Raw genomic sequence first — 17,667 nt, 5'->3', positions numbered from 1 at the left:
ACAACGGCGGCCCTCGGGCCGCCGTTTTGCATTGCAAGGATGGCAGATCAGAGGTCGAGGGCGAAGCGCCCCTTGCCGGCCTGCTTGGCTTGGTACATGGCACTGTCGGCCCGATGCAGCAGATCGTCGATGTGGCAATACTGGCCCGAGTGACAGAGCGCACCGCCAATGCTGCCGGCGAGGGGCAACAGGTGGCCGGCCACGTCGGCTGGCACTGCCATGGCCGCCAGCAGCCGCTCGCACAGGGCGGGCAGCTCCAGCTCCGGCTGGCGCAGGGCCGGCAGTATGATGGTGAACTCGTCGCCAGCCAGGCGCGCCACCATGTCGCCGGGACGCACCTCGGCACTCAGCACGCTGGCGAAGCGTTGCAACAGGGCGTCGCCGACGTGATGGCCGAGCTGATCGTTGATGCGCTTGAAGCCGTCGAGATCGAGAAACAGCAGGCCCAGAGTCTCGGCATTCTGGCGCACCCGCTCCAGCTCCCGGGAAAGGCGCAGGGTGAAGGCGCGCCGATTGGGCAGGCCGGTGAGGGGGTCGTGGGCCGCCTCGTGCTCCAGCTGGTTCTGCAGCGCCTTGAACTCGGTGATGTCGCTGCCGAGGATGTAGACCCCCGGTTCATCGCCCCGGCTCGGGATCATGGTGATCCTGAGATCGCGCGGGCCGATGGGCAGCTCGAAACGGTTCTCGAAGCTCACCTGCTCACCGGCGAGGGCCCGCTCCAGATGGGCGATGGCCCGGCCGTAAGCCGCGTCGCCGATCACCTCCCGCACGCTCATCTCCCGCATCAGCTCGGCATCGAGCCCGAAGTAGCGGCAGTAGGCCTGGTTGGCGAACAAATAGCGCCCCTCGGGCGAGACCATGCTGATGGTGACCGGCAGGCCGTCGGTGATGGCCCGCAGCCTGGCCCGCCCGCGCTCAATCTCAGCCAGCCCCTGGCGGCGGGCCGTGATGTCATGCAAAAACAGGGCGATGCGCACCTTGCCGTCGAACTGGTAGCGCTCGGCAATCACCTCCACCGGGATGCGCCGGCCGTCGTGGGTGCCGATCTCGCACTCCAGCCGGCGCGCAGCACTCTGGGGATGGGTCAGCTGGGCCAGCAGGGGGTGAGCGCTGCCGAGCAGGGCGGGCAGGGTACGCCCCAGCATCTCTTCGGGGTGCCAGCCCAGCAGGGTGGTGGAGGCCGGGTTCCAGCCGGTGATGACCAGCGCCTCGTCGAGTTCGAGGAAGGCGTTGCTGGTGTGTTCCAGCATGTGCTGCAGGCGGCGCTGCTCCTGCCACAGGCGCTGCTGCATGGCGCCGCGCTCCTGCATCTCGCGATGCAGCTGCTCCACCGTGCTCGACAGCTCGCGGGTGCGCTCAAGGACCTGCCGTTCTAGCCCCTGCTGCAGTTGCAGCAGCTCGGCTTCGGCCTGCTTGCGCTCGGTGAGATCGGCGAACACGGCGATCAGATGCGGCGCCATGGTGCGGCTATGGCACAGGGTCACGCTGAGCTGGACCCAGCACTGGCTGCCGTCGGCCCGGATCATCCGCTTCTCCAACCGGTAGTCCTGCCGTTGCCCCGCGAGCAGGGCGTTGAACAGGGGCAGCTCGCGCGGCAGATCCTCGGGATGGGTCATGGCGTGCCAGGTACGGCTCAGCATCGCCTGCTCGCTGTAGCCCAGCAGCCGCTCCAGCCCCGGGTTGGCCCGCAGCCACTTGCCTTCGAGGGAGGAGAGGGCCATGCCCACTGACGACTGGTTGAAGGTGAGGGTGAACAGGTGATCCTTGTCCTCCAGCACCTGATTGAGGCTGCGCACCTGATGGCGCCGCTCCAGATCGTGCAAGGTGTTCTCCACCAGGCGGCCGAAGTCATCGAGATCGCGGCAGGCCTCCTGGTCGAGGTGGCGCGGTGCATGATCCACCAGACAGAGGGTGCCGAGCACCACGCCATCCAGCGCCCGCAGCGGTCGCCCGGCATAGAAGACCACGTGCGGCTCCTCGGTCACCAGCGGGTTGTCGGCAAATCGAGGGTCGAGCCTGGCATCCGGCACCTGCATGATGTCGGGACGCAGGATGGCATGGCCGCAAAAGGAGTGCTCCCGGCTGATCTCGCACAGGGCGACGCCGGTGCGGGCAAGAAACCACTGCCGGTTCACGTCGGTCAGCGAGACCATGGCGATGGGCAGCGAGAAATGGCGGGTAATGAGCCGGGTCAGGCGATCCAGCTGATCGATGGGCTCGCGGTCAAGCAGGCCGAGGATGCGGAGTCGTTCCAGTCGACTCTCTTCATCCAGCGGCAGAGAGGGGGCAATCATACAGCGCTCCTGCTGGTGGCATTGCCAGTTTCGGGTCGGGGGATCGCGCCGCCTTATTGCGGCTCGACCGGTTTGCTTTTCTTCTTGTGCTTGCGCACCCGCATGTAGTTGCGACGGATCCCGTAGGAGATGAGCAACCCGGCCAGCAGGGCGACCAGCAGCATCAGCCGCTGCTTCTCCTGTACCACCTTGAGCCGGGTATCCTTGTCCGCCAGCATCTGCTGCTCTTCCAGCGTAATGCGCAGATACCCCAGGGTCTGCTCCCCATCCAGGATCTCCTGCACGAACTGGATGCGTCCCTTGCCCTGTTCCGGTATCGACTTGTTGCTGTCGCCGATGGGCAACAGGCTGTCCAGCGGCACCGCATTGTCCGACTGGGCGAGGGGGATGCCGCGGGCATCGTAGAGGGTGACATCGAGGATCTCGGGCTCGGCAGCCAGATCCTGGGCCAGCCGCTCCAGCTCGCTGTTCTTGTCCTCCTTGAGCCAGCGTTTCATGTCGCGGGCGGCGTAGGCCACCAGCGCCTGGGCTCGGTTGCGTGCCTCGCTGTGCAGCGAAGCCTGGCTCTCACCCTGCATGTGGATGAGTACCGCGAGCACCCAGAGCCCGAGCAGGACGCCGGCACCGAGACTGAGCACACGTTTGATGGGGAGATGACGCAAGCGTTGAGCCTTTTGCTGACAAGGGGTGGCGGGATCTTGGCGCTTGCCTGTACAAAAAGCAATACGCTACTCTGGACCAGCATTGTTAACCCCATGATCACCAAGGAAGGCGTTATCCCTATGTTGTTGTCCCAATTGCCCGCAGAGATTTCAGAGTGGCCCGAGTGCCTGTCCGGCGCCCCCTGGTGGGAGGCGACGCCGCAGGCGTTGCTGCCTGCCGCCAGTGCGCTGGCTGGCGGCTGGCTGGTGCTGTTCGGGCGCGCGCTGGCCGGCCATCATCTCGGGCGGCTGGCCGGGCTGCTGGCACGGCACGAGTTGCAGGCCAGGCTCTATCCGCCCGCCATGCCGGCCGGGGTGCCTCTGCTGCTGCTGGGCACGGATCGCTTCTCACCCGCTCTGGTACAAGCGCTCAAGGGGGAGGAGTGGGACATCGATCTGTGTCATCTGTCGGCCCTGCCCAGTCTGGCGGAGCCCGGTCTGCTGGTGATGGACATGGACTCCACCGCCATCCGCATCGAGTGCATCGACGAGATTGCCCGGTTGGCTGGGGTCGGTGAGCAGGTGGCGGCGGTCACGGCGGCCGCCATGCAGGGCCAGCTGGAGTTTGCCGACAGCCTGCGGGCCAGGGTCGCCCTGCTGGAAGGGGCGCCGGTCTCCCTACTCGACCAGGTGGCGGCCGACATGCCCTGGATGCCGGGCCTGCAGTTGATGGTCGATACCCTCAAGCAGGCTGGTTGGAAGGTGGCGATCGCCTCCGGTGGCTTCACCCGTTTTGCCGGCCAGTTGCAGCGGGAGCTGGGGCTGGACGCCATCTTCGCCAACGAGCTGGCGGTGGAAGGGCAACAGCTGACCGGCAAGGTGAGCGGGCGCATCGTCGATGCCGCCGTCAAGGCCGAGGTGCTGCAGCAGTTGGCTCAGGAGTACGGCATCGCCGCTGGCCAGACCGTGGCCGTCGGCGATGGCGCCAACGATCTCAAGATGATGGGGGTGGCCGGGCTCGGCATCGCCATCCACGCCAAGCCGCTGGTGCGGGCGCAGGCGGCGGCCACCCTCAACCACCACGATCTGGAAGGGGTGATCTGCCTGCTCGGCGCCCTGGCCTGCCGCCAGCAGCGCTGGGATCGCCGCTAGTCCCGGCGCCTCGGCAAGCCCCTCACGTCACGGAGGACGTAGTCTCAAAATGGAACTGTTACAGCAATCCCTGTTTATTCCCTGCGGCGCACATCGGCTGCATGTGCGCCACATTCAGCCGCGGGTCGCGGTACATGGCGAGCCGATCCTGATGGTGCACGGTGCCATCGAGAACGGCCGCATCTTCTACACCGAATCGGGCAAGGGACTGGCCTGCTTTCTGGCCCGCCATGGCTATCAGGTCTATGTGGCCGACCTGCGGGGACGGGGGCTGAGCACGCCGGCCATCGCCGAGCAGGCCGAACATGGCCAGCATGAGCTCATCACCGAGGATTTGCCGGCCCTGCACCGCTGGATTGCCGCCCGCCATGCCGGCTTCAAGCTGCACTGGATGGCCCACTCCTGGGGCGGTGTCATCATGGCGTCGACCCTGGTGCGCTTCCCCGAGTTGGCGGATCAGGTGGCCAGCCTAGTGTTCTTTGGCACCAAGCGCGGCGTGTCGGTACAAAATCCGGAGCGCTGGCTGAAAGTGGATCTGATCTGGAACCGGCTGGCCCCCTGGCTGGCCAGGCGCAACGGCTTTCTGGCCGCGCGCAGTCTGAAGATCGGGGCGGATGACGAGCCGCTGCGTTACCTGCAGGAGACCATCCCCTGGGTCAAATGCGGCCCCTGGCAGGATCCCAGCGACGGGTTCGCCTATGACGAGGCAGCCGCTAGGGTCAACTGGCCACCGCTCTGGATGATCTCGGCCAAGGCGGACAAGGTGCTGGGTCACCCGACCGACGTGCGCCGCTTCAGCGCCGAGATGGGCTCGGCCGCGCGCCATACCCGCCTCGGTCGGGACAACGGCAACCGGCTCGATTACGACCATATCAACATGTTGACCGCCCCGCAGGCGCAGGAAGATCACTTCCCGCAGATCTTGGAATGGTTGCTCAACCCGCAGGCTGCCTGACAAAGACCGGTTGGCGGAGCCGGTTATTCGGTGTACTGATGGATGAATGAACCATGGCGGGCCAGAGGCCCGCCATGGTTTTATTGCCTGCCCGCCAGGTTGAGGGCCGTGCTTTGCAGGGGCCTGCTCAATTGACGGGGGCCGTGAGGCCGAGCCGGAACAGGGTCGCCTGGCTGGTATCGGTCAGCTCACCCACCCCCACCACGCTCCACAGCTCCTCTTCCAGCTTCTTGGCCTTGTGAATGGCGAACTTGGCGATGTAGTCCAGCTCGTTGGCGATGAAGTTGGTGTCGGGGCGGCCAGTGCGGGAGATGCCCACCAGCACCGAGTAGAACTCTCCCTGGCGCAGCGCCTGTTCGATGAAACTGCGCTTTTCCGCCACATTCTTGAAGCTGCTGGCGAGCCGGCTGGTGAAGATGGGCAGGCCGGCCGCCGTCTGCAGGCTGGCGATGTAGACCTCCTCCTCCTGAGGCTGATCCTCCCGCTCGATGGCCCGCAGCGGGTTCATGATGAGCTGTTTGAGCAATTCGCCCTGGAACAGGGGATAGAGGTTGTCCTGGTCGCCCTGCTCGGCACAGGCCTTCAGCAGCCGCGACAGGCTGCGCGCCTGGGGGGCATGACCGATGGAGGCCGGCCTGGGGGCGCCCTTGAGCTTGTTGATGTAGACCGGGGTGCTGAAAACGTGGTGGGTGTAGATGTTGCGCAGCGCCCGCGCCATGCCGCGATAGCGGCGCTGCTCCTGGGCTGCTTTGAGCTTGTTCTGGTTGCTCTCGATCAGCAGCTTGAAGAACTGGCGGCCGGTGTGGCGCTCCGGATCGCCCTCGATGCACAGGTGCAGCACGGTGCGGGTCAGGTTGATGCTGACCAGGCGGTAGGGCAGACGCTGCAGATCCATGCTCTTGGAGAGCTCCTGCAGGCGCGGCAGGGCGATGGTGACGATGTCGTCCTTCACCCCTTCGAACGGCTCTTCCAGCTCGATCTGCATGCCGTGGGCCGAGATGTCGCGGGTCCAGCCGAGCCAGGCCCGGCCATTGTGCTTGATGGCCACGGCCGTCTTGTGGATGTAGCGGGCCTCCTTGCGCAGCTGGACATAGTGCAGCGTCTCGATTTCGAAGGGGGCGGCACTGCTGTCGTGGCCGAAACGTTGCAGTTCGTTGGCATTGTGCTGCGCGGTGGCATCGTACTGGAACTCCTCCCGCTGACTGTCGAGGCCGACATCCTGCAGCAGGCCGACATAGCTTATCTGCTTGAGCCGCTCCTGCAGCAGCATGTCTTGCAGCTGGGGGCTCTCCTTGCTCTGCTGGCTGGCCAGATCGGCCTCGTGCAGGTCACAGCGCTCCAGGCTGAATTTGTAGACCCGCCAGCTGGGGCGCCGGGCGCCGACCTGGAAGAAGAGCGACATCAGCCCGCTCTGCAACAGCTCTTCCCGGGTGGCGGAGAAGAAATAGAGGTGGCTGCGTACCGAGTGGGTGAAGCAGTAGATCAGGGTCTCTTTCAATTCCCCCGCCGCCGGCAGCAGGGCCTGCATGCGGGTGGCGGAGAACAGGCTGGCGAGCATGTCGCGGTTCTTGGCATCGCGCCAGTATTCCAGGATGTGCTGGTTGTTCTCGGTGCGCAGGGCGATCTCGAGGCTGGGGCTGTCGCCCGAACCGAAAAACAGCGGCATCCCGGTCATGCGCGGCAGATAGAACTGCTCATACCCCTTGATGATGGCGGCGGAGAGCAGGTAGTCGACGCTGACCCGATAGCGGCTCTTGTTGCTCTCGATGAACTCGCTCAGGAACTGGTCGAAGCCGGGGTGTTCGCCGGTTTTGACCAGCCTGAGCCAGAACTTGCCCTCCTTGCTCTCTTCCCCGAGGATCTGGTAGCTGACCGAATGGTGCAGGACCGGGTTGGCATGATCCCGCTCCAGCCCGGTGAAGAACACTTCGACCTGGGCGCCGGTCTGGTAGTTGGGCAGATAGGGCACCGAGACCCGGATCCCGCCGAGGGAGAGGTCGGAGCTTTTGGCAAACAGCTTGTCGCCATCGGCAAACTTGATGAGCACGGGGGAGCTGAAGTGCATCCGCTCCTGGCGTCGGCCATAGTAGCTGGCAAAGGCGATGGGGTTGACGTCGTACTGGCGAAACGGGCTGGCAGGTGGTTGCAGCGGGCCATCGCTCTTGCCATGGTGGTGTTTCTGCCAGTATTGCAGTGCCTCATAGACTCCCAGGGTGTAATCGTCTTTGTAGAGATAGCACTGTGACTGGAACAGACCGATGGCCTCGGCCGGCATGAAGTGGGTGATCCCGTCGGATTCATGGACCAGACACTCGTCACCCAGTTCGTCCCGCATGTCGATCACGCGACGGCAGGGGGTGCATCTGCGCTTGATCTCCATCTTGATCAGAAAACGGCTGTTGCTGTTTTCGTCCTGGGTCAGGCGATTGAAGATGTCATCGAAATCCTTTTCTCTGAGCAGGGGGATGAGCTGTTCAATAAGGTGCTGTTGTTGTTCTGAATCCATGTGTTCCTGCCACGGAAAGTCACTTTTCCGATTCTGGGTTTGATCTGTCGGTCGCAAACAAGTATATCAAGCAGGAATTCATCCTGTCCCCGAGTTATCCATGGCCAAAAACAAAACTGCCTATGTTTGTACCGAATGTGGCGCCGACTTCACACGCTGGCAGGGCCAGTGCAGTGAGTGCAAGGAGTGGAACACCATCAGCGAGGTGCGCCTAGGCTCGGTGACCCCGGGCAAGAGCGCCCGCTATACCGGTTATGCCGGCGCCGTTGGCAGCCAGGTGCAGACGCTGGCGGAGATCGCCACCACCGAGATCCCCCGTTTCTCTTCCGGTTTCAAGGAGTTGGACCGGGTTCTGGGTGGCGGGGTGGTGCCGGGCTCGGCGATCTTGATCGGTGGCAACCCAGGGGCGGGCAAATCGACCCTGCTGCTGCAGACCATGTGCGGTCTGGCGGAGCGGATGAAGACCCTCTATGTCACCGGCGAGGAGTCGCTGCAGCAGGTGGCGATGCGCGCCTCGCGCCTCGGCCTGCCGACCGACAAGCTGCGCATGCTGTCGGAGACCTCGGTCGAGCAGATCTGCCTGATTGCCCAGCAGGAGCAACCGCAGATCATGGTCATCGACTCCATCCAGGTGATGCATGTGGCGGATGTGCAGTCGGCGCCGGGTTCCGTGTCTCAGGTGCGGGAAGCCGCCGCCCTGCTGACTCGCTATGCCAAGCAGAATCATGTCGCCATCTTCATGGTGGGCCACGTGACCAAGGATGGCACCCTGGCCGGCCCCAAGGTGCTGGAGCACTGCATCGACTGCTCCGTGCTGCTCGATGGCGGTCACGATTCCCGCTTCCGGACCCTGCGCTCCCACAAGAACCGCTTCGGGGCGGTCAACGAGCTCGGTGTCTTTGCCATGACCGGGCAGGGGATGCGGGAGGTGAGCAACCCCTCCGCCATCTTCCTCAGCCGCGGTGAAGAGCAGGCGCCGGGGTCGGTGGTGATGGTGATCTGGGAAGGGACTCGTCCTCTGCTGGTGGAACTGCAGGCGCTGGTGGATTACTCCCAGCTCTCCAACCCACGCCGGGTGGCGGTGGGGATGGATCACAACCGTCTCGCCATGTTGCTGGCGGTGCTGCATCGCCACGGCGGCCTGCAGATGGCGGATCAGGATGTCTTCATCAACGTGGTCGGCGGGGTCAAGGTCGAAGAGACCAGCGCGGATCTGGCTCTGCTGCTCTCCATGGTCTCCAGTTTCCGGGATCAATCCCTGCCCAAGGATCTGGTGGTGTTCGGGGAAGTGGGGCTGTCTGGCGAGATCCGCCCCGTGCCCTCCGGCCAGGAGCGGTTGCAGGAGGCGGCCAAACATGGCTTCCGCCGGGCCATAGTGCCGTACGCCAACGCGCCCAAGCATCCCATCGAAGGCATGGAAGTGGTGCCGGTCAAGAAGCTGGCCGATGCCCTAGAGGCGTTGTAATCGGCATGGTGGCCGCAGGCAGGTAATAAAAAGGAGCGCAACGGCGCTCCTTTTTACATTGAATGTACTGCTCAGGGGTGAGGGTGTTCGAGATGTTCGCTCAACAACTGTTCCAGCTCCCGGTGCAGCAAGTCTTCATCGCCGACGTTGAGCTCGATCATCCGCTTGAGGTGGGTGGCGCTGTCGATGTCGATGTGATGGCAGTAGAACCCTAGTTTCTTGCTGGCTTCATGGGTCAACATGACCTGCATCTTGATCTCGATGTCGCTGCCGCTCAGCACGAAGCTGAGTGAATACTCTTTGTTGTCGTGACTTTCCCAGTCATCGGGCCGGATCAACAGGGCGCCCTGCAGGGAGATATCCACCAGCTGGGTCCGCCATTTCTTATCTCCCTGGACGAGGTCGGCCATGGTCAAGTAGAGGATCCGTGAAAAACGGCGACGCTCGGACATTCTCATCTCCTGTCAGCAATAGGAATTGGAGCTAAAGGTCATGACATAGAGTGTAATGCACCTTGCACATCAGGATCTTGAACTGGCTCCGAAATTGGATATCAAACCTGCTGGGCGCTGAGCGACTCCACCACCTGCAATGCCTTGATCAGCCGATCTTCCTGTTTGAAACGATCTTCCAGCACGGGGCCCAGCTGGTTCAGATCCTCATCCAGCAACAGCAACTGGGCCTCATCGGCATTGCTGTACTTGTCGTTGAACTCCAGCGCGAACTCGGTGCAGGCCCGGATATGGGGATAGATGCGTTTCGCCAGTTCCAGCTTGTCGCCGCTGGCCTGTTCGAAGGCGGTCACCACATGGTTGTAGATTTCGAAGTGTCCGGCGCTGACATAGTCGACCAGGCGTTCACAGAAGCCTTGCAGTTCCACATGGCCGGGCAGCGAACGCTGCTTGGTGCGGGCGGGAGTCAGTCCGGCAAGCCGCATGTACTCGACCAGCAATGCCTGCCTGGCATCCAGCCAGTCGTCGATAGCTCTGTGCTTTCCTGCCAATGCGCGTTTGGTTTGTTCCAGTTCAGTTAACATAGTCCCTCCGTGGGGCATAGGCATGGAGTGCTATCGTGACGGGCCTCCGGCCTTTTTATTGACTGACGACACCCTCCTATAACTAGGGAAAATCCAGTTGACCGTCAATAGGGGCATGGGGATATTGTTACACCGGGTGGCGTTTTGGTTACAAGGCACCATCATTTGCTCTCCTCTTCCCGTCAATTACGATCACGAAGGGGCGAGATATGTGACTATTTCCGCAGATCTTGATGAAAACCCCAGCATTCAAGCCAATCCGGCTGATAAAGCCTTTGCCTGAGTGTTTTTTTTTGAATAGAGTGGCCCGGTGCTAAATGCCCGATCATAAAGGAAATGTTATGAACAAAGCTCAACTTGTCGATGCAATTGCAGCCAAAGCAGATCTGAGCAAAGCTCAGGCCAAAGTCGCTCTGGAAGAGATCATCAATGGTATTACCCAGAGCCTGAAAGAAGGTGATGCTGTGCAGTTGGTGGGTTTTGGCACCTTCAAGGTGAACCATCGTGCTGGCCGTACCGGTCGCAATCCGCAAACTGGTAAAGAGATCCAGATTGCAGCCGCGAATGTGCCGTCCTTTGTGGCAGGCAAGGCGCTCAAAGACGCCGTCAAGTAATCCCCAAAAACCCGGCGCCAGCCGGGTTTTTTATTGCCATCGTCAGCGGAAATTGTTTCAGATACACTCAAGATATGGCGTGCGCCGTAGTGAGGTGGATGATGGAACAGAAAAATGCCATTCGGCAGGTTGCCGTACCTTGGGCTCCGTCCCGCCAACTCCCCCCGGGCCTGGTTGTGGCCGAACTTCATCAGGATATCTGGAGCGACTCCCTCACCATCATGCTGGGCAGGGCTCGCAGCATCGATCTGCCGCCGCAGATCCTTTACCGGGTCTATTTTCGCCATATCTACGCGGTGCGGGTAATGGAAGATTGCGATCTGGCGGAGGGCAAGGATAGCCATGCCATCGAGGAGCAGATCCAGCTCATCACCCCGTCCCGGTTTGCCAGCTGGTTCCATCAGGAGTCGGACGGCCTGCACCTGGACGAGGATCTGCAGCACTACCGCATTTCGACCTGGGATTATTGCGCCGATGTGCTGACGTCCAGAGCGCCCGAGCTGCAGTTCGTGGACAAAGGCGATTAGCGAGGCTGAAGAGACAATAAAAAACCGGCAACACTGGGTGTTGCCGGTTTTTTATTGGTCGACGCGGGGTGAACTCAGCCGAGCAGCTGATCCCGATGCAGCCCCAGCACGATGAGCAAGCCGAGGAAGTAAAAGGCGCTGAGTTTGATGCCAAGAATGGCGAGCAGGCCGGCGCAGAGCCGGACGATGGCCTTGTGCAGCCAGGAGCCGGTGAAACGGTACATGGTTACTCCGCCGCCTCCGTGGTGGCGAATTCCGGCACCTTGGCCATTGCATCCAGCACTACCTGGATATCCGCTCCCGGCTTGCAGGCGTTTTCACTCAGATGGCGGCGCCAGGCGCGGGCTCCCTGCATGTTCTGGAACAGCCCCAGCATGTGGCGGGTCATGTGGGAGAGATAGTTGCCCTTGGCCAGCTCCTGCTCGATATAGGGCAGCATCATCCGCACCACCTCATGGCGGCTCGGCACGGCATTGTTCTGGCCGAATACCAGATTGTCCACCTGCGCCAGAATGTAGGGGTTCTGATAGGCTTCGCGCCCCATCATGACACCATCCAGGTGCTGCAGGTGTTCGAGGGTCTGCTCCATGGAGGTGACGCCGCCGTTGATGGCGATGGTTAGATCCGGGTAATCCTGCTTGACCCGATAGACACGGGGATAATCGAGCGGTGGGATCTCGCGGTTTTCCTTGGGGCTCAGGCCGCTCAGCCACGCCTTGCGGGCATGGACGATGAAGGTGTCGCAACCGGCATCGCGCACCTGTTCGATGAAGGCCTGCAGAAATTCGTAGGAGTCCTGATCGTCGATACCGATACGGGTCTTTACCGTCACTGGGATATCGACCACATCGCGCATCGCTTTGACGCAGTCAGCCACCAGTGCGGGTTCGCCCATCAGGCATGCGCCAAAGCGGCCGTTTTGCACTCGATCGGAGGGACAGCCGACGTTGATGTTCACCTCGTCATAGCCGCGTTCCTCGGCCAGCTTGGCGCAGCGTGCGAGATCGGCCGGATTGCTGCCACCCAGCTGCAGGGAGATGGGGTGCTCCTGCTCGCTGTAACCCAGATAATCGCCCTTGCCGTGGATGATGGCGCCGGTGGTCACCATCTCGGTATAAAGCAAGGTCTGGCGAGTCATCAGACGATGGAAATAACGGCAATGCCGATCGGTCCAGTCCAGCATGGGGGCGATGGAAAAACGCTGCGCCTGCATAAAAATCATCCGGGTTGGCTAAACAAAGGGGGCGGATTTTACCACAACGTGAGGCAGCCCCAGAAAATGAATTTTGTCACCGCGTCAAAGGGGGCCCTGTGATAGTATCCGGCTAATAAAAAGGGTAATTGCGTGATCATGAATCAAGACCAACTTTTACAACGAGCCGAACGACTCTGCGAACAACGCGGGATCCGCTTCACCCCTACCCGGCGTCAGGTATTCAGGCTGCTGGCTGCCCACGGCAATGCCATCAGCGCCTATGATCTGTTGGCCCAGTTGCAGCAGACCGAGGCCCATGCCAAGCCGCCAACCGTTTATCGGGCGCTGGATTTTCTGCTCGAACAGGGCTTTGCCCACAAGGTGGAGTCGCTCAACGCCTTCATTTTCTGCTGTCACTTCGATCATGCCCACCCGATGCAACTGCTCATCTGCGATCGGTGTGGCGAGGTGGTCGAGTTGCATGACTCGGCGATCGATGGCGCGTTTTCCGAGCAAGCCCACTTGCATGGCTTTACTATTACCAATAAGACAATAGAGGCACATGGCCAATGTGCTCGCTGTACGCCCACCGTAGGAAGTCAACATGAAGGCTGATTTTGTAAACCCGTTCCTGCTCTCCCTGCTCAATGTGCTCTCCACCATGGCACAGCTCGAGCTCAAGCCGGGCAAACCCAAACGCAAGATGGACGAGCTGGCACGCGGCGATGTCTCTGGTCTCATCGGCATGGTCGGCCCGCAGACCCGTGGCTCGCTCTCCATCAGCTTCGAGAAGGGGCTGGCGCTGGAGATCATGCGTCGGATGCTGGGCGAGGCACCAGCCACCATCAATGAGGAAGTGACCGACATGGTGGGCGAGATCACCAACATGGTGACCGGCGGCGCCAAGCGCATGCTGGGGGAGAAGGGGTATGAGTTCGACATGGCGACTCCCATCATCGTCTCCGGCCCCAACCACACCATCACCCATCGTGCCGACGGCACCAAGATCATGATGCCGTTCGAATCAGATTACGGTCGTGCCACCATCGAGATCTGTTTCGAGTAATCCTATGTGGAAAGCGCTGAAATGGTTCTTCATCGGTTGGGCCCTACTGCTCATCCTGTCTGATCTCCAGATCACCACCTCGCTCTACAAGTACGAAGACAACCGGGTGGTGGTGAACTTTCCGCGCTGGCAGGCAGATCAGCCCTGGGGCACCTTTGAGTGGCATGCCGGGCGGGTGGAAACCCATTGGTATGGTCTGGCAGGCAGACCCAAGCCGGTAGACCCGCTGCTGTAGCAGCCAGGGTGACAGATGCAATGCAAGAGGCCAGCTGATGCTGGCCTCTTGTCGTTGGTCGCCCGGTTGATCAGGCCGCTTCTGCGGCCAGATCTTCGCGGGGGCGCAGCAGCATGCCGAGGCAGCAGGTCAGCAGGGTGGGCAGCAACCAGGCCAGCCCCTTGTCGAACAGCGGCAGGAAGGCGAACGCATCCATCTGCATGCCGGCCGCTCCCAGCCCGTCTAAACAGCCGAACAGAAACGCCACCAGCAGCACGGCACGAAACGCCAGCTGTGGCCGGCCAAAATAGCCCTGTACAAAGGTCACCAGCACCAGTGCGATGGCGACCGGGTAGATGGCGACCAGCACCGGGATGGAGAGGCTGATGAGCTGGCTCAGCCCGACGTTGGCCACCAGGATGGAGACGCATCCCATCAGCAGTACCCACTTGCGGTATGTCCAGCCGGCCAGACCGTGGAAGTAGTCGGCGCTGGCGCAGAGCAGGCCGACCGCGCTGGTGAAGCAGGCCAGGGTGATGATGGCGGCCAGGATCAACTGGCCGTAGTGGCCGAACAGGCTCAATACATAGGCGTTGACGATGGCGCCGCCATTGTCGACGTTGGTCACCACGCCCGCCGCGCTGTTGCCCAGGTAGAACAGGGAGATGTAGACCGCCGAGAGGCCAACCGCCGAGATGAGGCCTGCGATGGTCAGGTACTTGAACTGGCTCGGGTAGTCCTCGATGCCCCTGCGTTGCAGTAGACCGATGATGAGAGCACCAAACATCAGCGAGCCGAGGGTATCCATGGTGTTGTACCCCTCCAGCATCCCCTTGATGAGCGGCGTATCCGTGTAGTCGCCGCTGGCCTCTGGCAGGGTGCCTTGCGGGTCAACCAAGACTCCGACCGCCAGGATCAGCAACATCACCATCAAGACAGGCGTCATGTACTTGCCCACCGCATCGAGCAGCCTTCCCCGATCCAGCGATACCAGGATCACCAGCGCGAAGAAGAGCAGGCTGTAGAGCAGCAGCCCGTGTTGGCCGGCTTCGCCGAGCCAGGGTTTGAGCCCCATTTCATAAGCCACCAGCCCGGTGCGGGGGGTGGCAAAGGCCGGCCCCATGATGATGTAGATGGCGATGGCCAGCGCCGTGGCCGCCCAGGTCGGCAGATAGCGGGTCATTGCCGTCCAGCCGCTGCTGCCTTGTCCGGCGCTGCCTCTGGCAACGGCGACCAGCGTCAGCAGAGGGAGACCCACCGCCGTCAGCAGAAAGCCGACCATGGCTGGCATTAGATGCTCACCGGCCATAAAGCCGGCGAGCGGCGGAAAAATGATATTGCCTGCCCCCAGATAGAAAGCAAACGTCATAAAACCCAGTCCGAATACGTCGGACAACTTCAGTGATTTTGTCAAACCTGACCTCATCTGCCTTATCAGCTTGTTCTTGTTGATTGCACCCACTGCCTGGCAGATAACCGGATAACAATGCTTCCCTCTCCTCCACGATGAGCACATCGATAAAGGAGCACTCTTCTGAGCATAAAGAAGAGAAATTTGATCTCAATCACACATTAATATCTTGAAACAATTTAATTGGCCAGAATAAATCACCGATTAGCCAGCGGTTGGCAGCAGTGAAAGAGGTCGGCATGGCGGCAGGGGCTGGCCGCAGGAAAGGGGTAACTGGTGCTGAAAGGCTGTGGGCAGACAAACAAAAGAGCCTGCGCAAGGCAGGCTCTTTAATACGGACGGGAGTGAAATCAGGCGGCTTCGGCGGCCAGTTTCTCGCCGGAGCGAACCGCCATGCCGAGGCCACAGGCCAGCAGGGTCGGCAGCAGCCAGGCCAGGCCTTTGTCGAACAGCGGCAGGAAGGCAAATGCATCCATCTTCATGCCGGCGGCGCCCAGACCGTCCAGGCAGCCGAACAGGAAGGCAACCATCAGCACGGCGCGGAACACCAGGCGCGGACGACCGAAGTAACCCTTCAGGAAGGTGACCAGCACCAGTGCCACGGCAACCGGGTAGATGGCGACCAGCACCGGGATGGAGAGGCTGATGAGCTGGCTCAGGCCCACGTTGGCGACCACGGCGCAGATGACCCCCAGCAATACCACCAGCTTCTTGTAGCTCATGCCGGTCAAGTTGTGGAAGAAGTCGGAGCAGGCGGAGATCAGGCCCACGGCGGTGGTGAAACAGGCCAGGGTGATGATGGCGGCCAGGATGAACTGACCCGGCTGCCCGAACAGGCTCAACACGTAGGCGTTGACGATGGCGCCGCCGTTGCTGATGTCGGTGGCGACACCGGCTGCGGTGTTGCCCAGCTGGAACAGGGAGACGTAGACCACGGACAGACCGATGGCGGAGATGATGCCGGCAATGGCCAGGTACTTGAACTGGCTCTGGTAGTCATGAATGCCTTTCTGACGCAGCAGGTCGACGATCAGGGCGCCGAACATCAGGGACGCCAGGGTGTCCATGGTGTTGTAGCCTTCCAGGATCCCTTTCACGAAGGGGCCGTTCTGATAGTCACCGGAAGAGGCCGGCATATCACCTTGCGGGGCGACGAACACACCGATGGCCAGGGTCAGCAGCAACAGCATCAGCACCGGGGTCAGGTATTTGCCGATGGCATCCATCAGCTTGCCCTGATTCATGGAGACCAGGATGGCCACGCCGAAAAACAGCACAGTGTAGGCCGCCAGACCGGCCTGACCCATGTCACCGATGAAAGGCTTGAGGCCCATTTCGTAAGCTACCAGCCCGGTACGGGGGGCGGCGAAGGCCGGACCGATGATGATGTAGATGGCGACGGCCAGTGCGGTGGCCACGCCGGCCGGCAGCAGCTTGGTCATGCCGGCCCAGCCATTGCCTGCCTTGGCGACGGCGATGATGGTGATGAGGGGCAGACCGACGGCAGTGACCAGGAAACCCAGCATGGCGAGAGAGAGGTGCTCACCTGCCATGTAACCGGCCAGCGGTGGGAAGATGATGTTGCCGGCGCCCAGATAGAAGGCGAAGGTCATGAAGCCCAATCCGAGCACGTCGGACAATGTGAGTGATTTCGTCAAGTTCAACCTCGTCTGTCTTGTAAACTATTGCTTGTTATAGTTTTTTATTGGTCAGTGACCGATATTGTTCAGGGGTAAAAAAAAGGAGCCCCGCTTGTTTTTTCATCACAACCAGTGGTTTGAGCTGGTCTTGAGCGGGCGCTCGTTTAGGAGTCAGCATAATGGCGTGAAAAAATAGTTCAAGACGAAATTTACATCTTCAAATAGAAGGGACTGGTTAGTTGGATGTATCTGTCGGAATAGGTTCCATCAGCAGAATGGATCACAATTTCACCCTGCTCACACTTGTTTAATCCTCTGCCAAGTCGCAATAAAACACGATTTGCCTCTTTTCCAACTCTGGTGATAACAGCTGTATAACAAACGGCGTGCAGATCATAATCCGCCGAGATGCATAAAATTTCATCGGCCATGGCCGTTGGTACGACCAGCGCAACCTCGCCGTTGGGGGCCAAGAGTCGGTCACAGGCGGCCAGCAGATCCCGGCTGTCGAGGCCGCCGGTATGACGTGCCAAGGCCCTGGCCGGATCGCGAAATGACTGGCCCGCCACGAAGTAGGGTGGGTTGGAGACGATGAGATCGTAAGGGTCAGCCTGATAGGTTTGAATGGCACTCTCGATGACGGTGACCCGCTCATGCCAGGGGGAGGCTGCCGCATTCTCGCGAGCCTGCCGGGCTGCATTGCTATCCAGCTCTACCGCATCGATGCGGCAGTCGGCAGGGCTGCGCTGGGCCAGCATCAGGGCGATGAGGCCGCTGCCGCTGCCAATGTCGAGCACCCGGCATGTGTTGGCGACAGGTGCCCAGGCGCCGAGCAGGATGCCATCGGTGCCGACTTTCATGGCGCAGCGATCGTGCGCGACGTGAAATTGTTTGAAGGTAAAACCGCTGTTTCGTCCCATCCGACTCCCGTCCTGTGCCAGCGCCGCAGAA

Annotated in this window: 19 protein-coding genes; 9 read left to right on the top strand and 10 right to left on the bottom strand. The window is 61.3% G+C overall.

Annotated features, from left to right (window positions below; genetic code table 11):
• Positions 1–47 precede the first annotated feature (47 nt).
• Complete coding sequence (locus E5E96_RS03910; RefSeq protein ID WP_171281595.1) at positions 48–2,294, bottom strand: PAS domain S-box protein; 2,247 nt, start codon at positions 2,292–2,294, stop codon at positions 48–50.
• A 53-nt stretch (positions 2,295–2,347) separates the two neighbouring features.
• Positions 2,348–2,956, bottom strand: coding sequence for an AhpA/YtjB family protein (locus E5E96_RS03905; RefSeq protein ID WP_017411238.1), 609 nt, complete (start codon positions 2,954–2,956; stop codon positions 2,348–2,350).
• 120 nt (positions 2,957–3,076) lie between these two features.
• Here E5E96_RS03905 and serB point away from each other — a divergent pair, with 120 nt between their 5' ends.
• The gene (gene serB / locus E5E96_RS03900) at positions 3,077–4,087 is read left to right on the top strand and encodes a phosphoserine phosphatase SerB (RefSeq protein WP_171281594.1); all 1,011 of its coding nucleotides are present in this window, start codon (positions 3,077–3,079) and stop codon (positions 4,085–4,087) included.
• 49 nt (positions 4,088–4,136) lie between these two features.
• Positions 4,137–5,042, top strand: a complete 906-nt coding sequence (locus tag E5E96_RS03895) for an alpha/beta fold hydrolase (RefSeq protein ID WP_029304809.1) — start codon at positions 4,137–4,139, stop codon at positions 5,040–5,042.
• A gap of 127 nt (positions 5,043–5,169) precedes the next feature.
• Here the strand turns inward: E5E96_RS03895 and E5E96_RS03890 are convergent, their stop codons facing one another.
• Entirely contained in the window at positions 5,170–7,548 is a 2,379-nt protein-coding gene (locus tag E5E96_RS03890) for a PilZ domain-containing protein (RefSeq protein WP_171281593.1), read from the bottom strand.
• A gap of 100 nt (positions 7,549–7,648) precedes the next feature.
• On the opposite strand from E5E96_RS03890, the gene radA reads away from it, so the two are divergent.
• Positions 7,649–9,013, top strand: coding sequence for a DNA repair protein RadA (gene radA, locus E5E96_RS03885; protein WP_060390695.1), 1,365 nt, complete (start codon positions 7,649–7,651; stop codon positions 9,011–9,013).
• Between the two features lie 71 nt (positions 9,014–9,084).
• On the opposite strand, the gene E5E96_RS03880 is transcribed toward radA, so the two are convergent.
• Together E5E96_RS03880 and E5E96_RS03875 are read right to left on the bottom strand one after the other, a co-directional pair.
• Positions 9,085–9,465: a PilZ domain-containing protein gene (locus E5E96_RS03880; RefSeq protein ID WP_011707404.1), complete on the bottom strand. Its 381-nt coding sequence runs from the start codon at positions 9,463–9,465 to the stop codon at positions 9,085–9,087.
• A gap of 101 nt (positions 9,466–9,566) precedes the next feature.
• Entirely contained in the window at positions 9,567–10,049 is a 483-nt protein-coding gene (locus E5E96_RS03875; protein ID WP_011707403.1) for an Rsd/AlgQ family anti-sigma factor, read from the bottom strand.
• A gap of 97 nt (positions 10,050–10,146) precedes the next feature.
• Here E5E96_RS03875 and E5E96_RS03870 point away from each other — a divergent pair, with 97 nt between their 5' ends.
• The 3 genes from E5E96_RS03870 (at position 10,147) to E5E96_RS03860 (ending at position 11,190) form a co-directional block, all read left to right on the top strand.
• Positions 10,147–10,332 carry a hypothetical protein gene (locus E5E96_RS03870; protein ID WP_130631666.1) on the top strand — a complete coding sequence of 62 codons (186 nt, stop codon included), beginning with the start codon at positions 10,147–10,149 and terminating at the stop codon, positions 10,330–10,332.
• Between the two features lie 58 nt (positions 10,333–10,390).
• The gene (hupA, locus tag E5E96_RS03865) at positions 10,391–10,663 is read left to right on the top strand and encodes a nucleoid-associated protein HU-alpha (protein ID WP_005305063.1); all 273 of its coding nucleotides are present in this window, start codon (positions 10,391–10,393) and stop codon (positions 10,661–10,663) included.
• Between the two features lie 101 nt (positions 10,664–10,764).
• Positions 10,765–11,190, top strand: coding sequence for a hypothetical protein (locus E5E96_RS03860; protein ID WP_171281592.1), 426 nt, complete (start codon positions 10,765–10,767; stop codon positions 11,188–11,190).
• Positions 11,191–11,264: 74 nt separating this feature from the next.
• On the opposite strand, the gene E5E96_RS03855 is transcribed toward E5E96_RS03860, so the two are convergent.
• Positions 11,265–11,414, bottom strand: coding sequence for a hypothetical protein (locus tag E5E96_RS03855; RefSeq protein ID WP_011707400.1), 150 nt, complete (start codon positions 11,412–11,414; stop codon positions 11,265–11,267).
• Between the two features lie 2 nt (positions 11,415–11,416).
• Positions 11,417–12,403, bottom strand: a complete 987-nt coding sequence (gene dusA, locus E5E96_RS03850) for a tRNA dihydrouridine(20/20a) synthase DusA (protein ID WP_011707399.1) — start codon at positions 12,401–12,403, stop codon at positions 11,417–11,419.
• 138 nt (positions 12,404–12,541) lie between these two features.
• On the opposite strand from dusA, the gene zur reads away from it, so the two are divergent.
• Genes zur through E5E96_RS03835 form a run of 3 tightly spaced genes read left to right on the top strand, consistent with a single transcriptional unit; the run spans position 12,542 to position 13,686 of the window.
• Complete coding sequence (gene zur, locus E5E96_RS03845) at positions 12,542–13,000, top strand: zinc uptake transcriptional repressor Zur (RefSeq protein ID WP_011707398.1); 459 nt, start codon at positions 12,542–12,544, stop codon at positions 12,998–13,000.
• Positions 12,990–13,451 carry a chemotaxis protein CheX gene (locus E5E96_RS03840; RefSeq protein WP_016351979.1) on the top strand — a complete coding sequence of 154 codons (462 nt, stop codon included), beginning with the start codon at positions 12,990–12,992 and terminating at the stop codon, positions 13,449–13,451. Before zur ends, E5E96_RS03840 begins: the two co-directional genes overlap by 11 nt.
• A 4-nt stretch (positions 13,452–13,455) precedes the next feature.
• The gene (locus E5E96_RS03835; RefSeq protein ID WP_029302182.1) at positions 13,456–13,686 is read left to right on the top strand and encodes a hypothetical protein; all 231 of its coding nucleotides are present in this window, start codon (positions 13,456–13,458) and stop codon (positions 13,684–13,686) included.
• Between the two features lie 70 nt (positions 13,687–13,756).
• On the opposite strand, the gene brnQ (E5E96_RS03830) is transcribed toward E5E96_RS03835, so the two are convergent.
• The 3 genes from brnQ (E5E96_RS03830) to E5E96_RS03820 all read right to left on the bottom strand — a co-directional run bounded on the left by brnQ (E5E96_RS03830) (position 13,757) and on the right by E5E96_RS03820 (position 17,636).
• Positions 13,757–15,034 carry a branched-chain amino acid transport system II carrier protein gene (gene brnQ, locus E5E96_RS03830; RefSeq protein ID WP_253264703.1) on the bottom strand — a complete coding sequence of 426 codons (1,278 nt, stop codon included), beginning with the start codon at positions 15,032–15,034 and terminating at the stop codon, positions 13,757–13,759.
• A 392-nt stretch (positions 15,035–15,426) separates the two neighbouring features.
• Positions 15,427–16,734: a branched-chain amino acid transport system II carrier protein gene (gene brnQ / locus E5E96_RS03825; RefSeq protein WP_011707394.1), complete on the bottom strand. Its 1,308-nt coding sequence runs from the start codon at positions 16,732–16,734 to the stop codon at positions 15,427–15,429.
• Between the two features lie 191 nt (positions 16,735–16,925).
• Positions 16,926–17,636, bottom strand: a complete 711-nt coding sequence (locus tag E5E96_RS03820) for a tRNA1(Val) (adenine(37)-N6)-methyltransferase (RefSeq protein WP_171281590.1) — start codon at positions 17,634–17,636, stop codon at positions 16,926–16,928.
• Between the last annotated feature and the right edge of the window lie 31 nt (positions 17,637–17,667).

Source organism: Aeromonas sp. 1805 (assembly GCF_013085525.1).
Classification (GTDB): domain Bacteria; phylum Pseudomonadota; class Gammaproteobacteria; order Enterobacterales; family Aeromonadaceae; genus Aeromonas; species Aeromonas hydrophila.
Note: the sequence above shows the minus strand (reverse complement) of the source record. Positions and strands in the feature narration are given on the sequence as shown.

Bases quoted from the DNA above. Each gene is read 5' to 3' on its own strand.
- E5E96_RS03910 (WP_171281595.1), bottom strand. From the start codon at position 2,294: ATGATTGCCCCCTCTCTGCCGCTGGATGAAGAGAGTCGACTGGAACGA.
- serB (WP_171281594.1), top strand. From the start codon at position 3,077: ATGTTGTTGTCCCAATTGCCCGCAGAGATTTCAGAGTGGCCCGAGTGC.
- E5E96_RS03895 (WP_029304809.1), top strand. From the start codon at position 4,137: ATGGAACTGTTACAGCAATCCCTGTTTATTCCCTGCGGCGCACATCGG.
- E5E96_RS03890 (WP_171281593.1), bottom strand. From the start codon at position 7,548: ATGGATTCAGAACAACAACAGCACCTTATTGAACAGCTCATCCCCCTG.
- radA (WP_060390695.1), top strand. From the start codon at position 7,649: ATGGCCAAAAACAAAACTGCCTATGTTTGTACCGAATGTGGCGCCGAC.
- E5E96_RS03880 (WP_011707404.1), bottom strand. From the start codon at position 9,465: ATGTCCGAGCGTCGCCGTTTTTCACGGATCCTCTACTTGACCATGGCC.
- E5E96_RS03875 (WP_011707403.1), bottom strand. From the start codon at position 10,049: ATGTTAACTGAACTGGAACAAACCAAACGCGCATTGGCAGGAAAGCAC.
- hupA (WP_005305063.1), top strand. From the start codon at position 10,391: ATGAACAAAGCTCAACTTGTCGATGCAATTGCAGCCAAAGCAGATCTG.
- E5E96_RS03860 (WP_171281592.1), top strand. From the start codon at position 10,765: ATGGAACAGAAAAATGCCATTCGGCAGGTTGCCGTACCTTGGGCTCCG.
- E5E96_RS03855 (WP_011707400.1), bottom strand. From the start codon at position 11,414: ATGTACCGTTTCACCGGCTCCTGGCTGCACAAGGCCATCGTCCGGCTC.
- dusA (WP_011707399.1), bottom strand. From the start codon at position 12,403: ATGCAGGCGCAGCGTTTTTCCATCGCCCCCATGCTGGACTGGACCGAT.
- zur (WP_011707398.1), top strand. From the start codon at position 12,542: ATGAATCAAGACCAACTTTTACAACGAGCCGAACGACTCTGCGAACAA.
- E5E96_RS03840 (WP_016351979.1), top strand. From the start codon at position 12,990: ATGAAGGCTGATTTTGTAAACCCGTTCCTGCTCTCCCTGCTCAATGTG.
- E5E96_RS03835 (WP_029302182.1), top strand. From the start codon at position 13,456: ATGTGGAAAGCGCTGAAATGGTTCTTCATCGGTTGGGCCCTACTGCTC.
- brnQ (WP_253264703.1), bottom strand. From the start codon at position 15,034: ATGACGTTTGCTTTCTATCTGGGGGCAGGCAATATCATTTTTCCGCCG.
- E5E96_RS03820 (WP_171281590.1), bottom strand. From the start codon at position 17,636: ATGGGACGAAACAGCGGTTTTACCTTCAAACAATTTCACGTCGCGCAC.